13 protein-coding genes, 1 tRNA gene and 1 pseudogene are annotated in these 15472 nt (G+C 66.8%); 8 read left to right on the forward strand and 7 right to left on the reverse strand.

Features of this window, described 5'->3' with window-relative positions; translation table 11 throughout:
- The first annotated feature begins 29 nt into the window (after nt 1–29).
- On the forward strand, nt 30–605 hold the full coding sequence (locus NDI56_RS08945; protein ID WP_310919122.1) for a response regulator transcription factor: 576 nt from the start codon (nt 30–32) through the stop codon (nt 603–605).
- A 4-nt stretch (nt 606–609) separates the two neighbouring features.
- Here the strand turns inward: NDI56_RS08945 and NDI56_RS08950 are convergent, their stop codons facing one another.
- Both NDI56_RS08950 and NDI56_RS08955 read right to left on the reverse strand, forming a co-directional pair.
- Entirely contained in the window at nt 610–1836 is a 1227-nt protein-coding gene (locus NDI56_RS08950; protein ID WP_310919123.1) for an FAD-dependent oxidoreductase, read from the reverse strand.
- 42 nt (nt 1837–1878) lie between these two features.
- Entirely contained in the window at nt 1879–2919 is a 1041-nt protein-coding gene (locus tag NDI56_RS08955; RefSeq protein WP_310919124.1) for a zinc-dependent alcohol dehydrogenase family protein, read from the reverse strand.
- Nucleotides 2920–2992: 73 nt separating this feature from the next.
- On the opposite strand from NDI56_RS08955, the gene NDI56_RS08960 reads away from it, so the two are divergent.
- A complete protein-coding gene (locus NDI56_RS08960; protein ID WP_310919125.1) occupies nt 2993–3373 on the forward strand; it encodes a nuclear transport factor 2 family protein in 381 nt (126 codons plus the stop codon).
- Nucleotides 3374–3626: 253 nt separating this feature from the next.
- Nucleotides 3627–4058, forward strand: a pseudogene (locus NDI56_RS08965) (halocyanin domain-containing protein); the annotation flags it as partial.
- A gap of 165 nt (nt 4059–4223) precedes the next feature.
- On the opposite strand, the gene NDI56_RS08970 reads toward NDI56_RS08965, so the two are convergent.
- Nucleotides 4224–4368 (reverse strand) — tRNA-Met (locus NDI56_RS08970).
- Nucleotides 4369–4483: 115 nt separating this feature from the next.
- On the opposite strand from NDI56_RS08970, the gene NDI56_RS08975 reads away from it, so the two are divergent.
- A complete protein-coding gene (locus NDI56_RS08975) occupies nt 4484–5431 on the forward strand; it encodes a DUF7115 domain-containing protein (protein ID WP_310919126.1) in 948 nt (315 codons plus the stop codon).
- A 155-nt stretch (nt 5432–5586) separates the two neighbouring features.
- Here the strand turns inward: NDI56_RS08975 and NDI56_RS08980 are convergent, their stop codons facing one another.
- Entirely contained in the window at nt 5587–5955 is a 369-nt protein-coding gene (locus NDI56_RS08980; protein WP_310919127.1) for a DUF5830 family protein, read from the reverse strand.
- A 234-nt stretch (nt 5956–6189) separates the two neighbouring features.
- Between NDI56_RS08980 and NDI56_RS08985 the strand changes: the two genes are divergently transcribed.
- Both NDI56_RS08985 and NDI56_RS08990 read left to right on the forward strand, forming a co-directional pair.
- Nucleotides 6190–6366, forward strand: coding sequence for a DUF7317 family protein (locus NDI56_RS08985; RefSeq protein ID WP_310919128.1), 177 nt, complete (start codon nt 6190–6192; stop codon nt 6364–6366).
- A gap of 87 nt (nt 6367–6453) precedes the next feature.
- Nucleotides 6454–7116 (forward strand): TVP38/TMEM64 family protein, encoded by a 663-nt coding sequence (locus NDI56_RS08990; protein ID WP_310919129.1) that lies wholly within the window; start codon nt 6454–6456, stop codon nt 7114–7116.
- Here NDI56_RS08990 and NDI56_RS08995 read toward each other — a convergent pair.
- Nucleotides 7091–9697 (reverse strand): PAS domain S-box protein, encoded by a 2607-nt coding sequence (locus NDI56_RS08995; RefSeq protein WP_310919130.1) that lies wholly within the window; start codon nt 9695–9697, stop codon nt 7091–7093. The two genes, NDI56_RS08990 and NDI56_RS08995, sit on opposite strands and share 26 nt — an antisense overlap.
- 43 nt (nt 9698–9740) lie before the next feature.
- Entirely contained in the window at nt 9741–9863 is a 123-nt protein-coding gene (locus tag NDI56_RS09000; RefSeq protein ID WP_310919131.1) for an HVO_2523 family zinc finger protein, read from the reverse strand.
- Nucleotides 9864–9959: 96 nt separating this feature from the next.
- On the opposite strand from NDI56_RS09000, the gene NDI56_RS09005 reads away from it, so the two are divergent.
- Nucleotides 9960–11477: a molybdopterin-dependent oxidoreductase gene (locus NDI56_RS09005; protein ID WP_310919132.1), complete on the forward strand. Its 1518-nt coding sequence runs from the start codon at nt 9960–9962 to the stop codon at nt 11475–11477.
- A gap of 105 nt (nt 11478–11582) precedes the next feature.
- Complete coding sequence (locus NDI56_RS09010; RefSeq protein WP_310919133.1) at nt 11583–11873, forward strand: DUF7526 family protein; 291 nt, start codon at nt 11583–11585, stop codon at nt 11871–11873.
- A gap of 67 nt (nt 11874–11940) precedes the next feature.
- On the opposite strand, the gene NDI56_RS09015 is transcribed toward NDI56_RS09010, so the two are convergent.
- On the reverse strand, nt 11941–15081 hold the full coding sequence (locus NDI56_RS09015; protein WP_310919134.1) for an adenosylcobalamin-dependent ribonucleoside-diphosphate reductase: 3141 nt from the start codon (nt 15079–15081) through the stop codon (nt 11941–11943).
- Nucleotides 15082–15472: the final 391 nt, after the last annotated feature.

The raw sequence follows: 15472 nt of genomic DNA on the forward strand, positions 1-15472 counted from the left end.
GCGGAGCCCAACCGAGCGGAGGTGAGAGCGTGCATTCAACAGCAACACAAGAGTCGGCGACTGTGCTCGTCGTCGACGACGAGCGCGACGTAGCGGAACTGTACATCACGTGGCTCGACGGGGCACACGAGGTACAGAGTGCCTACGACGGGACCGAGGCACTCGAACTCGTCGACGAGACAGTCGACGTGGTGTTTCTGGACCGGCAGATGCCGGATATGAGCGGCGACGAGGTACTCGCGGAGATAGCCGAGCGGGGAATCGACTGTCGGGTCGTGATGGTGACGGCCGTCGACCCCGACTTCGACATCATCGAGATGCCGTTCGACGACTACCTCACGAAACCGGTGAGTCGGAGCGACCTGCTCGAGACGGTCGAGTCGATGCGCACCCGCGACTCCTACGACGAACAGCTCCAGGAGTTCTTCGCGATGGCCTCGAAGAAGGCCACGCTCGAATCGGAGAAGAACCCGGTCGAACTCGACGCCCACGAGGAGTACCGCGAAGTGAGTCAGCGAGTGGAGCGACTCCGCGAGGAGGCCGACACGGCCGTCTCTGAACTCGACGACTTCGAGTCCGCGTTCCGCGATTTTCCCAGCGGGTAGTGCCCTACTGCGTCGCCCTGACCACGTCCTCGTCGGTCGGCCCCTGTCCGTCGTAGGCCGCGACGAGCTCGTCCAGTCGGTCGGGGTCGTCCGCGCCGGGCAGCCGTCGCGTCGCGGTCTCGCATTCGGCGTCGACGCCGAGCCGGTCGCAGACGAGGTCGGCGGTCGCCTCGGCCATCTGCCGGTAGGTCGTCAGCTTCCCGCCGACGACACTGACCATGTTCGAGACCCCGTCGTCGGCGTGGTCGAGCGTGAAAAAGCCCCGAGAGATACCTCGTCGGTTACCGTCGCCCTCGTCGGGCGCGTACAGCGGTCTGACGCCCCACCACTTCCTGACGACCGGGGCATCGGCGACCGGCGGCAGCATGTCGGCACACTCCTCGATGGACTTCTCGACTTCCCAGTCGGCCGTCTCGTAGTCGTCGGGGTCCGAGACGGAGACGCTCGTCGTCCCCAGGACGGCCTCGTGCTCGTGTGGGACCACGATGTCGCCGTCGTCGGGGTTCCGACAGCGGTTGAGGACCGGCCCCAGCCGGTCGTACTCGACAGAGACCATCACGCCCCGCGAGGGCGCCATCTCGACGTCGAGACCCGCCAACGCCGCTACCTTGCCGGCCCACGCGCCCGCCGCGTTGACGACGTATTCGGCCTCGACGGTGTCGTCGACGTCCCCGCCGAGTCGGGCGTGTGTGACCTGCCCGTCCTCCACGGTCAGCTCCTCGACCGGGCCGTGGGGATGGATGGTCGCGCCGTGGTCCTCGGCGTCGGCGGCGTTGGCCGCACCGAGCCGCGAGGGGTAGATGGCGCCGTCGGGGACCAGCATCGCCCGTACGACGTCGTCCGAGAGGTCCGGCACGCGCTCGCGGGCTTCGTCGCCGTCCATCACCTCGGTCTCGATACCGATCTCCTCGCAGGCGGCGTGTTTCTCGTCGAAGTAGTCGGCGTCGTCCGCCGCGAGCTGGACGAACAGCCCGCCCGTGTCGCGGATGCACGCCCCGGCGATGTCGCGGAGTATCTCGTTTTCCGCGATACACTCCTCGGCGCCCACACGGTCGGCCTCGGCGTACCGGGCACCGCTGTGGAGCAGCCCGTGCGAGCGGCCGGAGGTCCCACTGGATATCCCCCCGCGTTCGGCGAGTGTCACGTCGACGCCGCGGAGCGCGAGGTCCCGCGCGATACCAGTGCCCGTTGCACCGCCGCCGATGACCAGAACCGTGGTAGTGGTTGCCATCGGTACACATTGGACTGTGTACGTATGTGTCTAACGCCGCCGTTACGGAGTGACGAGTACCTTGATAGCATCCCGCTCGTCCATCGCGCGATACCCTTCCGGGACCCCGTCGAGGTCCACTTCCTTCGTGAAGATAGGCGAGGGGTCGAGCGTCCCCTGTAACACGTCGGCCAGCAACTCGTCGGCGTAGGCCCGCACCGGCGCCACGCCGCCCCGGAGGGTCCTGTTCTCCCGGAACAGCCCGAACACGTCCAGCCCGGCCTCGTCGACCCCGTGTGGGACACCGACGTAGCCGACGGTCCCGCCGGGCCGGCAGACGTCGACGGCGGTGTCCATCGCCGACGCCGCGCCCACGCACTCCATGACGTGGTTCGCGCCGCCGTCCGTCAGTTCGGTCGCCGTCTCGACGGCCTCGTCACCGCGGGCGGCGACCGTCTCGGTCGCGCCGAACTGTTCGGCCAGTTCGAGTCTGTCCTCGTGGTGGCCCATGGCGACGATGCGCTCCGCGCCCAGCCGCCGGGCCGCCAGCACGCCACACAGCCCGACGGCGCCGTCGCCCACGACGATACAGGTGTCGCCCTCGCCGACGCCCGAACTGACCGCAGCGTGGTGGCCCGTTCCCAGTACGTCGGTCAGCGGGAGCACCGACCGGAGGGTGTCCTCGTCGTCGGCGTGGCGCTCGGGAACCCGGACGAGCGTCCCGTCGGCGTGGGTCGCCCGGACGTACTCGCCCTGGCACCCGCCGTTCTCCCCGCCCCACGAGTCGCCGTTGACACAGGAGGTGTGCAGTCCCTTCCGGCAGAACTCGCAGTAGCCACAGCTGATGAGGAAGGGGGCGAAGACGCGGTCACCGGGTGCGACCGAGGTGACGTCGTCGCCCACCGCCTCGACGATACCCATCGGTTCGTGGCCCACCCGGGACCCCGCCTCGCGGTCGCTCTCGCCGCGGTAGAACCACAGGTCAGAGCCACAGATTGCCGTGTGGGTGACGCGGACGATGGCGTCGGTCGGTGCGTCGAGTGTCGGTCGAGGGACCTCTTCGACGGTGATGTCGCCGGGACCGTTGTAGATCGCTGCGCGCATGCCCCCGCTTGGGCCGGCCGCGCCTAATTCGTTCGCCCCATAGCGGTAAGTCCCTCCGGCCGAATTCTCCCGTATGGACGCCCGGGCCACGATTCAGGACTACTACGACTCGCTGCGCCACGGCGCACCGCTCGACACCTTCTTCGTCGACGACCGAGCCGCGGACGACCCCATCGTGAAGTTCGGCATCTCCGAGCGGCTGGTCGGTTCCGACAGCGTTCAGGCGGGGCTCCGCGACCAGACCGCCTCGACGAGCGACTGGACCGTCGAGAGCCGCGAACTGCGCGTCACCGAGCGCGACTCGGTGGCCTGGTTCAGCGACGCCGTCACGCTGGCGTGGGAGGAAGACGGGACACACCACGAGTTCGACACCCGCTGGAGCGGCGCCCTGGAACGCCGCAGCGGCGACTGGTCGTTCGTCGGGCTGCACGTCAGCGTGGCCACCGAGTTCTGAGGACGGGTTCGATTCAGCTTCAGGGCGCCGCATTTATCTTCCCGGCCCGTCACCCCCAGTTATGCCAGAGCGACGGACACGACGGCGAATCGTATCGCTACTCGGAGTGGTCGCGTCGGCGGGACTGGCCGGCTGTTTCAGCGACACGCAGTCGGAGTCGTCGGGTACCCCGACACCCACCGACGAGCGGACCAGTCCGACGGCGACCGAGGTCCCCACGCAGACCGAGGAGCCGACACGGACTGAGGAGCCGATGCAGACCGAGGAACCGACGCCGACCGTGACGGAGGAATCGGTGCCGCCCGAAACGGAGGGTCGACCGGCCGTGGACGCCCATCTCGCCGAGACCGACAACTACGACGGAACGATAGTCGACGCGCGCGGCCGCGAGCGGACCACAGTCCGGGTCGGCGTCGAGGGCAACGGCGGCAGGTTCGGGTTCGGACCGCCCGCGGTCCACGTGGACAGCGGCACGACGGTGGAATGGGAGTGGACGGGCGACGGGAGCGGACACATCGTCAGGTCTGTCGGCGACGGCCCGCTCGATTCGGGCGACGCGCTCGCGGAGCCGGGCGTCAACTACGAGTTCACGTTCGAGGACGACGGCGTCTACAACTACTACTGCGACCCACACCAGGGGGTCGACATGAAGGGCAGCATCGTGGTCGGGACGGAGTATCCCACGACCGAGCGGACCGACAGCCGGTACTGAGAGCGGGCTCCGAACCACGAGAAGAGCAAGCTCTTCTCTGCTCTCGGCTCGTTCCACTCGCCGAGACCCTACGGGTTCGTCGCCACCGGGACATTTCACGGCGTCACGACTCGCTGTCGCTCGTCGTTCCTTGGAAAATGCCCGGGGAGGGCTCCGAACCCTCGATCTCCGCATAACCCAGGTCCGGGGTGTGACGAGCACCCCACGGGTCATGCCGGTGTGGTACCGCATGAGTCGTAAGACCCTATGAGTGCGGCGCTATGTCCAGCTAAGCCACCCGGGCTCAGTTGCACTCGGTCGTTGGCCGCTTGCCGTCTTGAAGGTTCTCATCTCCGGGGACGCTGTGGCGCCCTCACACGGTCGGGGGATTTAAGCCACCGCGCTGGCATGCACCCTGCATGGATATTCCAGACCTCGTCCAGCAGGAGCTGGGGGACGAGGAGATCCAGGCCGGCGTCACGCTCGGCGACGAGGACGCGGTCTGTTTCACACGGACCCGGACGCTCGTCTACCGCGGCGAAGGCCTGCTGAGCGACGAGAAAGTCGAGACCTACCCTTTCGACTTCGAGCGACTGACCATCTCGACCGGCCGCCGGAAGACGAAGTTCACGCTTGTCTACACCGACCAGAAACGGGAGTTCGGCGTCCCCGGCAGCCGGGCCGACGCGGTCCTCGAACGCCTCATCGAGGGGACGCTGCGGGGCTCGACCGTCATCGGCGCCGAGGAGAGCGTCACCGGCGTCTTCCGCTTCAGCGAGCTCACGCTCGTCGTCACCGACAACCGCCTGCTGAAACACCTCGGCAACGTGACCTGGGACAACGACTTCGAGTCCTACGAGTTCGACGCCGTCACCGGGCTGGAGTTCGAGGAGGGCAGCGTCGCGACGGCCATCGTGCTCGGCGTCAACGACCGGCCCGAGCGCATCAAAGCGCCCAGCGAGCAGGCCCCCGCGGTCCGCAAGACGTTACAAGAGGCGCTGTTTGCCTTCCACGAAGTCTCGTCGCTGGCCGACCTCAACGCCAAGGTCGCCTCGAAACCGGAGGCGGAGCCCGACGACAACGACGGGCTCGGTCTGGAGAGCGGTATCGACCCGCTGGTCAGCGACGGCGAAGACGAGGCGAGCGACCAGCCCGCGGAGCCGGACCCGACGACCGACACGACGACGTCGGCACCGGACCGAGGGCCCGGGGAACCGTCGCCCCACAGCGGCGACAGCGGGGACATCGCCGCCCTCGAACAGCAGGTCGCCCGCCTCACCGCCGCTATCGAACGACAGAACGAGCGCATCGAGGCCCAGGAAGAGACCATCAAGACGCTCATCAACGAACTGCGGCAGGGTCGCTAGCCGTCGTCTTTTGCGAGCAGCCCTCCCGTCACTGCGTCTTCGCTCGCCGTTCCGCTTCGAGGCCTCCCTTCGGTCGGCCTCGCTATTCCTCGCTACTGCTCCACGGCTCGCTTCGCTCGCCGTTCCGCTTCGAGGCCTCCCTTCGGTCGGCCTCGCTACTCCCTCCCGAGCACTTTCCGAACACACGTCGAGCCGAAGGGGCCGAGTTCGCCGCCGTCGAACTGGACGAAGTGGCCGGTGCTAATCGACGCGCCACAGCGCTCACAGGCGAACTCGCCCTCCCGGACCACCACGTCGGACTCGAAACTGACGTAGGTCCCGCCCGACCGGGGGCGGACGAGGCCGTCCTCGCGGTCGATGACGCCGCGCATCGCCGCCGTGTCGAGAATCTCCCGCTGGACGCCGGGGTTGGTCGTCACCGTCTCGATACGGTCCATCGCCTCGGCGACCGACAGCGACGCCGCTTCCAGATGGGCGAGTAGTTCCACCCCCAGTTCCACGGGGTCGCGCTCGTCGTCGGGCACAGCAACACCTCCGGCTGCGACCGGATTAATTCTTCCCGCCGGCGGCGGGCACGCGAACAGTTCCCGTGACACCGGTTCGCAACTCGGTACCGGTCGAAGAGTAACTGATTATTACGATTGTGCACATATAGAACTATATATGGCGATAGTACGTGAATTAGCCAGACTTTTCGTGACATTTGTGTCGAATTCTGAACAAGAGTTATAACAATCGAAGCACTTTGTCCGAGTGCAATGACGTACACACCACTCAGCGAGTCGGTCGAACTGTACCAGACCACGGAGCTGAGTCTCTCCCAGGTCGCGTCCCGTGCAGGGGTCGACGAGAGCGAACTCGCGTCGGAACTTCGCGCCAGCGGTATCGCCCTGCGGTCCGAAGACCAGGACGCCGTGACGACGACACGCTACTAACACCGGACCCGTCCGGCCTTTTTATATACGTCCCCGCTGACGGCTGACCACAAGAGGTTTGCCCGCTGGTCCCACTGACACGTGTAGATGGACCGTCTCGCCAGACAACAGCTGCTCGGTTCGGCTGTTCTCGTCGTCGCGGTGGCCGCCGTCGCGGCCGTCCTCTCTCCGGCGCGGCTCGTTCGCGAGGCCATGCATCTCGCCGACCACCCGGTGTATCTGGCCGGCGTCATCGTCACGCTGTATCTCGTCCGGCCCTTCTTCGCGTGGCCGACGATGCCCCTATCGGCGTTCGTCGGCTTCGTGCTGGGTATCGGCTACGGCATCCCGGTCGCGCTGATGGGCGCGCTGGTGACCTGTCTCATCCCCTACCGGTTCGCCGAGCGGGCCGGCGAGCAGGGCGGGATGTTCGGCTGGCTCGGCGAGTCGGGCCAGCGCATCATCGAGGTGACCGGCGAGACCCGCGGGGTGCTGGCCGCGCGGCTCTCCCCGGTGCCCGCGGACCCGGTCTCCTACGGTGCGGGCTTTGCCGGCGTGTCGACCCGGGCGTTCGTGGTCGGCACCTTTTTCGGCGAGATTCCGTGGGTCGTCGTCGAAGTCGTCGCCGGCGCGTCGATGCGGTCGCTGACGCTCGAAGGACTCTCTATCGAGGCGCTGCCACAGCTGCTCGTTTTGCTCGGGTCGCTTTCGATACTGGTGCTTGCGGGCCCGACCTACCGACACTTCAGCGGTCGGCCCGACTCGTCGTGAACTCGAAGCGGGCACCGCCGTCGGCGCTCTCGGTCGCCCGCACCGACCAGCCGTGCGCCGTGGCGATGTCCTCGACGATTGCGAGGCCGAACCCGGTTCCGCCCTCGGAGGTCGTGTAGCCGCGTTTGAACACTTTCTCGCGGTCAGCGGCTGGGATACCGGTGCCGTCGTCGGCGACGTAGAATCCGGTGGTGGTGTCGGCGGCCGTGGATATCGTGCCGACGGTTACCGTCAGCTCCCCGCGAAGCGTATCGTCGGGCGGTCGACGGGCGAAAGCGTCGTCGGTCACGCTGTCGAGCCCCCGGCGGTGCGGGCCGTGCTCGACGGCGTTTCGAAACAGGTTCTCCAGCAACTCCCGAAACCGGTCGGGGTCCGCATCGACGGTGTCGGTCCCGGCCAGTTCGAGCGTCGCGCCCACGGTGTCGACGTTCGCCCACGCCCCCTCGGCGGCCGTCGCGATGTCGATGGCCTCGACGCTTCCGACGGCGTCTCCCTGACGGGCGAGCGTCAGCAGGTCCTCGATGAGTTGCTCCATCCGGTCGGCGGCCGCCGACGCCGCGCCGAGGTGGTCCACGTCGCCGGTCTCCTGGGCCAGCGAGAGCCGCCCCTGAACGACGTTCAGCGGGTTCCGGAGGTCGTGGCTGACGACCGAGGCGAACTCCGAGAGCCGTTTCTCCCGGGCCTTGCGCTCGTGGATATCCCGGATGACTCCGGCAGTGCCGACGAAGCCACCGTCCTCGGCCGGGAGCAGGGCGAGGTTGTTCTCCGAGGGGATTCGCTCGTCCCACCTCGTCACCACGTCCATCTCCAGCGTCCCGCTGTCGGTGTCGGGGTCAGCGAGCAGGTCCTGAATGAGTCGGTCGCCCTCCGCGACGTCGCTCTCGGTCATGATGCGCCCGATGTGCTCGCCGACGAGGTCGTCGGGACTGTATCCCGTCATCGGCTCGATGGCCTCGTTGACGAAGGTGAAGACGCCGTCCTCGTCGAGCGCGTACACGGGGTCGCCGACGGCCTCGACGATGGCCTCGTACCGGCCCAGCTCCCGGTCGCGCTGTCGGCGCTCGGTCACGTCCCGCATCACGCCGACGGAGCCGGTGACGGAGCCGTCTGCGCCGACCAGTGGCGCGACCTTGTTCTCGGTCACCGTCCGGGCCCCATCGGCGTCGACGGTGCGCATCTCCACCGTCTCCCACGTCCGGCCGGGCGACTGCAGGAGCTCGGTGAGGGTCGCCGTCACCCGGTCGACGTCCGCCGTCGGGATGAACCGCTCGGGGTCGGCCCCGACGATCTCGTCGCGGTCGTACCCCAGATGGTCGACCATCGCGTCGTTGGCCATCCGGACCGTCCCCTCGCTGTCCAGAATGTACATCGGGTCGCCGACGTTCTCGACGAGCGTCCGGTACTGTTCGAGCGTCCGCTCGCGGGCCCGCCGGTCGGTGATATCCCGGGCGATGCCGGCCACGCCGAGGATGTCGCCGGCCCCGTCCTCGATGAGCGAGCCGCGGAACTCGTGTCGGATGCGGTCGCCGTCGCTGGTCACCAGCGGCACCTCGAAGGTGGCCTGTCCGACCTGGACGGTCCGCTCGACGGTCTCTTCGACCGCCTCGTGGAACGCCTCGGGGACGAGGTCAAAGAGCGTCATCGTCGAGAGCGCCTCGTCGTCGTAGCCAAGCACCGCCGTCGTGGTGTCGTTCCAGCGCAGCAGTTCGCCCTCGAGGTTGACGAGGTAGAACACGTCGTCGAGCGTGTCCACGAGGTTCTCCGTGAACTCCCGCTCGCGTTCGAGTTCGCGCTCGCGTTCCTTGCGGGCGGTGATATCGGTGACGAACCCCTCGAGCAGTTCGACGCCGGCGTCGTCGGTCCCCACCACGCGCCCGCGTTCCCACAGCCACCGCCGTTCGCCCGATTTCGTCGTGACGCGGTAGCTCACCTCGAACGGCTCGTCGGCGGCGATGCTCGTCTGGACCTGCGAGCGTATCCGCGCTGCGTCCGCCTCGTCGATGAGCGAACCCCACGTGACCGACCCGGACTCGATGGCGTCGGCGTCGTAGCCGACCAGCTGTGCCGCCCCGTCGCTGACGAACTCCATCGGCCACCCGCGTTCGTTTCGCGCCCGGTACACCATCCCCGGGAGATTCGAGATGAGCGTCGAGAGCTGCCGTTCGGACTCTTCGAGGGCCGACTTCGCCCGTTTCTCGCCGACGGCACGCCTGATGCGGTTCGCCAGAACCGTGTACTGGTCGGTCCCCACGTCCTTCTGGAGGTACTCCGTGACGCCGGCGCTGATGGCGTCGCTCGCTATCTCCTCGTTCCCCTTCCCGGTAAAGAGGACGAAGGGGAGCTCCGGATACTCCTCGCGGACGGCTTTCAGAAACTCCAGCCCGTCCATCCCGGGCATATCGTGGTCGCTGACGACGCAGTCGACCGGCGAGGTCCGAAGCGTCGAGAGTCCGTCCTGTGCGGAGAACTCGGTGACGACACTGAGACTCCCGTCGGCCCGTTCGAGATGCATCGCGGCGACCTCGGCGAACTCCCGCTCGTCGTCGACGTGGAGTACGCGGATGTCGCCCTGACTCCTCATTGCCTGATACTACGGGCCCAACCCTATAAATCCGTCAGCAGTCTCAGTAGAACGTATCAGCGCAGTCGTACACGACGCCGTGTTCCGGACAGACGTACTTGCAGTGGCGGTGGTACATCGCCCGGTCACACAGCGGGCAGGGGCGCCCGCCGACTTCGTCACTCATACCGGCTCGGACACGCCGAGTACCCATCCGTCTTTGGGACGAAATTGGAACAGTGTTGGAAAAACACCTTTTGAGTAGTTCCGCCAACGATGAGGCATGAAAGACGCACTGCTCGACAGTCGAGGCGGCCGGCTACTGGTCGGATTCGCCGCCGCTGGCGCGGGGGTCGCCGGCTCCTACGGCGCGACCGGCTACACGCCGACCTTCGTCGCCTCGCCCATCGAGCGGACGCTCTCACGGACGATGCCCGGCGAGGTGGTCTCCGTCGCCATCACGACGCTGGGAAGCCTCGGCCAGCAGCTGAACCTCCTCACGGCCATCCTCCTCACGTGGCTGTTGTTCGCCGCCGGTATCACCGGCGCACTCCTCGCCGGTAGCGAGGCCAACAACCGACTGCTCCCGACCGTCGGCACGGCGGTGTTCTTGTGGGTAGTCACCGCCGCGCTCACCCGGGAGCTCGCCCTCTCGCTGGGACCGGTCGTCCCGGCGGTCGCCGTCGTCGGCCTCGCACAGGCCGTCGACGCCTATCGGGGCTCCGCGGACCCCATCTCCTCGAAGCGGCGGCGCGCCCTCTCGACGTTCGGCGTCGCCATCGGGGCCACCGCCGTCGGCTTCGCCGTCGGCGAGGGAAAGACCTCGATGGGCGAGGACGCCCCGCAGCTCGACGCCCCGGGCGCAGACACCGAAGACCTCCAGGCGAAACTGGACGCCGCCGAGGCCAACTCCCTCGACGTCAGCGGCATCGAACCGCTGGTCAGCGAGAACTTCTACGAGGTCGACATCAACTCCATCGACCCCAACACCAAGGCCGCGGACTGGTCGCTCTCGATCACCGGGGCCGTCGAATCGGAGGTCACCGTCGACTACGAGGAGCTCCAGGGGATGGCGGCGGTCAACCAGTTCTCCACGCTTCGCTGTGTCGGGGACTCGCTCAACGGCAAGAAGATAGACACCGCGCTGTGGACCGGGGTCCCGCTCCAGCGCCTCGTCGAGCGGGCCGGCGTCCAGAGCGACTGCAACTGTGTCCTGCTCAAGGCCCAAGACGGCTACGAAGTCGAGTTCCCTCTGGAGGCGTTCAACCGCGGTATCGCGGTCTACGGCATGAACGGCAAGGTCCTCCCGCGGGGTCACGGCTACCCCGTCCGCGCCGTGATTCCGGGCCACTGGGGCGAGGTCAACACGAAGTGGCTCACCGAAATCGAGCTGCTGAACAGCGAGGTGGACGGCTACTGGGAGCAGCGCGGTTGGGAGGGGACCGGCCCGGTCAAACCCACCGCGACGCTCAGGGCCGACACGATGCTCGACGACGGGACGCGACAGCTCGCCGGCCACGCCTACGGCGGGCTCCGGGGCGTCTCGACCGTCGAGGTGTCGACCGACGGCGGCTCGTCGTGGTCCGAGGCCACGCTCTCGGAGCCCCTGCCCGCCGTCGACGGCGAGGGCCCCGCCGAAGACGCGTGGCGCCAGTGGACGTACAGCTACGACCCGCCCGGCTCCAGTCACACGGCCGTCGTCCGGATGGTCACCCGCGACGGCACCGTCCAGACCATGGAAGAGACCGGGCCACGTCCGAGCGGGCCGTCGGGCTGGGTCCAGAAGGAGTTCCAGTCCTAGCAGCGGTCGTGTCCGATTCCCCTGTTCGCGGAGTGCTCGACGGAATACAGCACAACAGCGACCCCAACAGGAAACACCCATCCGACTAGACGCCAATCAGCGCGTATGCCCAGAGAGATAACGGGCGAGGTCATCCACGTCGTCCCGCCCGAAGAGCAGGGCGACTACGAACTCGACGGGACCGTCGCGGAGCTGGCGGAGTCCCGGTACCTCCTCGTCTGTCGGAAGGGGGGCGCACCGTCGTTCTTCGAGCGAGTGGTCGCCTTCTTCAAGCGCGACCCCATCAGGCCGGTCACGCTCGTCTCGGACGAGGGGGCCGAGGAAGGGACGGAAATCGAAGCGACGGTCGAGTTCACCACTGTCGACGACGTCTACGAAGTCATCGAATTCGAGTGAAAACGGGCAGCGAAGACGGCTCCGGTGTCACACGCTCCGTCCGGCCACGGATTAGTTTTTCAGCGATTCAGCACTCGGACCAGCCACAGGACTCGCACGTCTTGCAGCCTTCGGAGTAGTACAGCGACATCGAGCCACAGTCGGGACACTCGGGGCTCTCGCCCGCGTCGATGAGTTCCTGCTGGTCGCCGGTCTCCGTACCGGCGTCGGCCTGCGGGCCGGCGTCGACGCTCGTATCGGCAGTCTGTGGCCCACCGTCGGTCTTGTGAGAGGCGGACTGCTCACGAGCCTCCTCCTCCTCGGCGGTCTCTTCGAGGGTGACCTGCTGTGGGTAGGCCTTGTCGACGTCGCCGTCGAGGTAGCGACGCAGGGCCGTGCCGATGGCGTCCGGGATGGACTGGATCTGCTCGCCCTTGTCCCAGGCGACCTTCGGCGACCGGATGCCCTGCAGCTCGTCGGCGATTTCGCTGGGGTCGACACCCGAGCGCAGCGCCGTCGAGATGGTCTTTGCCAGCGCCTCGGTGAAGGAGGCGGTGAAGCCACCGGAGTTCCCGATGTTGGCGAAGAGTTCGAACGGTCGCTCGGCCTCGGGGTCCTCGTTGATGTTGACGTAGAGCTTCCCGTAGCCGGTGTCGATGCGCTGAGTGACACCGTGGAGCACGTCGGGTCGGCTGCGCTTGCGGGCGAACTCGCTCTCCTCGCCGTCGGCGGCCGACAGCATGCCCTCGACGGACGTCTGCAGCGCGTCCTGCACGGCGTCGTCTTCGAGGAATCCCTCGATGCCGCCGAAGACCTCCTCGATCTGGGCGACGAGCTCCTCGGTGTCCATATCGGCGAACTCGGCGTTCTGGGCCCGCGTGGTCAGCACCTGCTTGCTGCGGGTGCCGTCGCGGTAGTAGGTGACGCCCTTGCCGCCGTGGTCGTAGATGTACTGGAACACCTCGGCGGCGTCCTCGATGGTCGAGTCGTTGGGGGCGTTGACGGTCTTCGAGATGGCGGAGTCGACGCCCTCCTGACAGGCGACCTGGATGCCGGCGTGGTCGCGGGCCGAGAGGTCGCCGGTGGTGACGAACAGCTCACCGATGGCGTCGGGCACCGTCGTCAGGCCGTCGACGCCGTCGAACTCGTTGTTGGCCATCTGCTCCTGGGCCTCTTCTTTCACCGCGTCGACGTCGATGTCGTTGTCCTCCAGCGCGCGGAGGAAGTAGTCGTCGAACTCGACGAGCATCTCGTCGCCCTGGACGTCGTCGGAGACGTTCTTGTAGTAGGCGACGTTGTAGATGGGCTCACAGCCGCCGGTGGTGTTGCCGATCATCGACGTGGTGCCCGTCGGCGCGATGGTCGTCGTGTTGTGGTTGCGGATGGGGAAGCCCTCGGCCCAGTCGTCGGCGTCCTCGCCGGTCTGTTTCTCGAACCACTCGCGGTACTCGGTGGGGCTCGCGTACTTGGAGTTGTCCCACTCGTCGAAGACGCCACGGGATTCGGCGAGCTGGCGGCTCGCTCGTTTGGACCCGTGGTTGATGTGGCGCATCACCTGACGGGCGATCTCGTTGGCCTCGGGCGAGCCGTACTCGACGCCGAGCTGGATGTACAGCTGGGCGAGCCCCATGATGCCCAGTCCGATCTTTCGCATTTCCCGGACCTTCTCCTCGATTTTCTCGACCGGGAAGTCGGACATCGTGACGACGTTTTCGAGGAAGCGGGTGCCGAGCTCGATGCGGTGGTCGAGCTCGTCTATGTCCAGCGCTTCTTCCAGGAAGGCGTCGATAGCGGCCTCCTGAGAGTCGTACTCGTCGGCGTGTTCGTCGGCCCAGACGCGGTAGTCCGGGGCGTCGAGCGCGGCGAGCGTCGAGAGGTTGATGTGACCGAGGTTACAGGCCTCGTACTCCTCCAGTGGCTGCTCGCCACACGGGTTCGTCGCGAGAATCTGGTGGTCGGGGTGTTCCTCGACGTCGAAGGAGTGTTCCTTGTTGACGCGTTCGAGATAGATGACGCCCGGTTCGCCGTTCTCGTGGGCGCCCTGAACGATGCGCTCGAACAGCTTTTCGGCCGGAATCGAGAGCTCTTCGCCGACCTCGACGTGCTCGCCGAGGTCGAACATCGAGTACAGCTCCTTGGTCTCGGCGGTGGCGATGTGGGGCTCTTCGGTGCGCGGGTTGGTGAAGGTGAACTCCTCGCCGTTCTTGTACGCCTCCATGAAGTCGTCGGTGATGCCGACGGAGATGTTGAAATTCGAGAGGTGACCCTCGACGGCGTTGCGGAGGTGTTTGGGCACCTTGCCGTCCTCGTCGATGAGCTCGCGGGCCTCTTCGAGGGCTTCGGCGAAGGAGTTGTGCGTGAAGTCGTCGGGGTCGTTCAGGCGCAGCGTCTCGGCCAGCGAGACGTCCTTGTTCTTGGCGTGGATGAACTGGATGACGTCCGGGTGGGAGACGCGCATGACGCCCATCTGGGCGCCTCGTCGGGCACCGCCCTGGGCGATGGTCTCGCACATCTGGTCGTAGGTCCGCATGAACGTGATGGGGCCCGAGGCGATGCCGCCGGTGGAGCCGACGGGGTCGCCGTAGGGGCGGAGCTTCCAGAACGCGTAGCCCATCCCGCCGCCGGACTGGAACACCTGTGCGGCCTCCTTTGCGGTCTGGTGGATGTCGTCGATGTCGTCGCCGGGCGAGTCGACGAAACAGGCCGAGAGCTGCTGGAGCTCGTCGCCGGCGTTCATCAGCGTCGGCGAGTTCGGCATGAAGGAGAGCCGCTCCATCTGCTCCTGGAACGAGTCGGCCGTCTCCTCGACGTGGTCGCGGACCGAGTCGGGCAGCTCCGGAACGACGGTGTCGTAGGCGAACTTGTTGACGTTGTAGACAGAGAGCGTCGTCTCGGCGTCGTCCGTCGCCGTGGTCCCGGCGCCGAAGACCTCGGCGGCGAGTTCGTCACGGCGCGGGTGGCCCGGCTTCAGCTGGTCGGGCGTGACCGTGACCTCGATGTCCCGCTTGTCGGCCTCGAAGACGGCCTCGGCGAGGGCGATGTTCTTCGCCACGCGCTCGAAGAGGTCCTCGGGCGATTCGACGAGGTCCCCGTTCGCGTCCTTGCGGAGGTACCGCGCCGGCAGGATGTTGTGATAGGCGTTGCCTGTCAGTCGGTCTTCGAGGGTGTCTCCCTCGGTGCGCTTGATGGGTAGGGTGAGGTCGTCGGCGGTGAGCTCCGCGTCACTCATCCGTCGTCCTCCCGACTGTAGCGGCCCGCTGATGGCCGTTTTTCCGTCGTAGTGTAGTCCGGGCTCCGGTCATTTCTGGCGGCGAATAGGTAATCATGGATGCGGTATAACGCTTGCTTTCTCAGTTTCGTGTCAGTTCCCGTAGCTGTCAGATAGTGGATACTACGGTGGTTGTGAGTCGATGCCGACGACACGATACGGACTGTTCGTGTACGACCACTAGCAACGTCGGTTTCTTATTAATGGTATGTAGACCGCAGTGAAAGTGAAACGGACACCTCACTAACCGCCTGATGGAAGCGGGAAATCCAGTGGAAACTGGCGGGGGTTTCAGGTGGAGATTTGCGTCGAATCAGCGCGGATTGTCCGGTCTGAAATCCGCGTCAGACGC

Origin of the sequence: Halomicroarcula saliterrae (assembly GCF_031624395.1) — an archaeon.
Classification (GTDB): Archaea; Halobacteriota; Halobacteria; order Halobacteriales; family Haloarculaceae; genus Haloarcula; species Haloarcula saliterrae.

Coding starts and splice junctions, on each gene's coding strand:
- NDI56_RS08995 (WP_310919130.1), bottom strand. CDS start 9,697: ATGAGGAGTCAGGGCGACATCCGCGTACTCCACGTCGACGACGAGCGG.
- NDI56_RS09000 (WP_310919131.1), bottom strand. CDS start 9,863: ATGAGTGACGAAGTCGGCGGGCGCCCCTGCCCGCTGTGTGACCGGGCG.
- NDI56_RS08955 (WP_310919124.1), bottom strand. CDS start 2,919: ATGCGCGCAGCGATCTACAACGGTCCCGGCGACATCACCGTCGAAGAG.
- NDI56_RS09005 (WP_310919132.1), top strand. CDS start 9,960: ATGAAAGACGCACTGCTCGACAGTCGAGGCGGCCGGCTACTGGTCGGA.
- NDI56_RS08985 (WP_310919128.1), top strand. CDS start 6,190: ATGACGTACACACCACTCAGCGAGTCGGTCGAACTGTACCAGACCACG.
- NDI56_RS09010 (WP_310919133.1), top strand. CDS start 11,583: ATGCCCAGAGAGATAACGGGCGAGGTCATCCACGTCGTCCCGCCCGAA.
- NDI56_RS08990 (WP_310919129.1), top strand. CDS start 6,454: ATGGACCGTCTCGCCAGACAACAGCTGCTCGGTTCGGCTGTTCTCGTC.
- NDI56_RS08950 (WP_310919123.1), bottom strand. CDS start 1,836: ATGGCAACCACTACCACGGTTCTGGTCATCGGCGGCGGTGCAACGGGC.
- NDI56_RS08975 (WP_310919126.1), top strand. CDS start 4,484: ATGGATATTCCAGACCTCGTCCAGCAGGAGCTGGGGGACGAGGAGATC.
- NDI56_RS08960 (WP_310919125.1), top strand. CDS start 2,993: ATGGACGCCCGGGCCACGATTCAGGACTACTACGACTCGCTGCGCCAC.
- NDI56_RS09015 (WP_310919134.1), bottom strand. CDS start 15,081: ATGAGTGACGCGGAGCTCACCGCCGACGACCTCACCCTACCCATCAAG.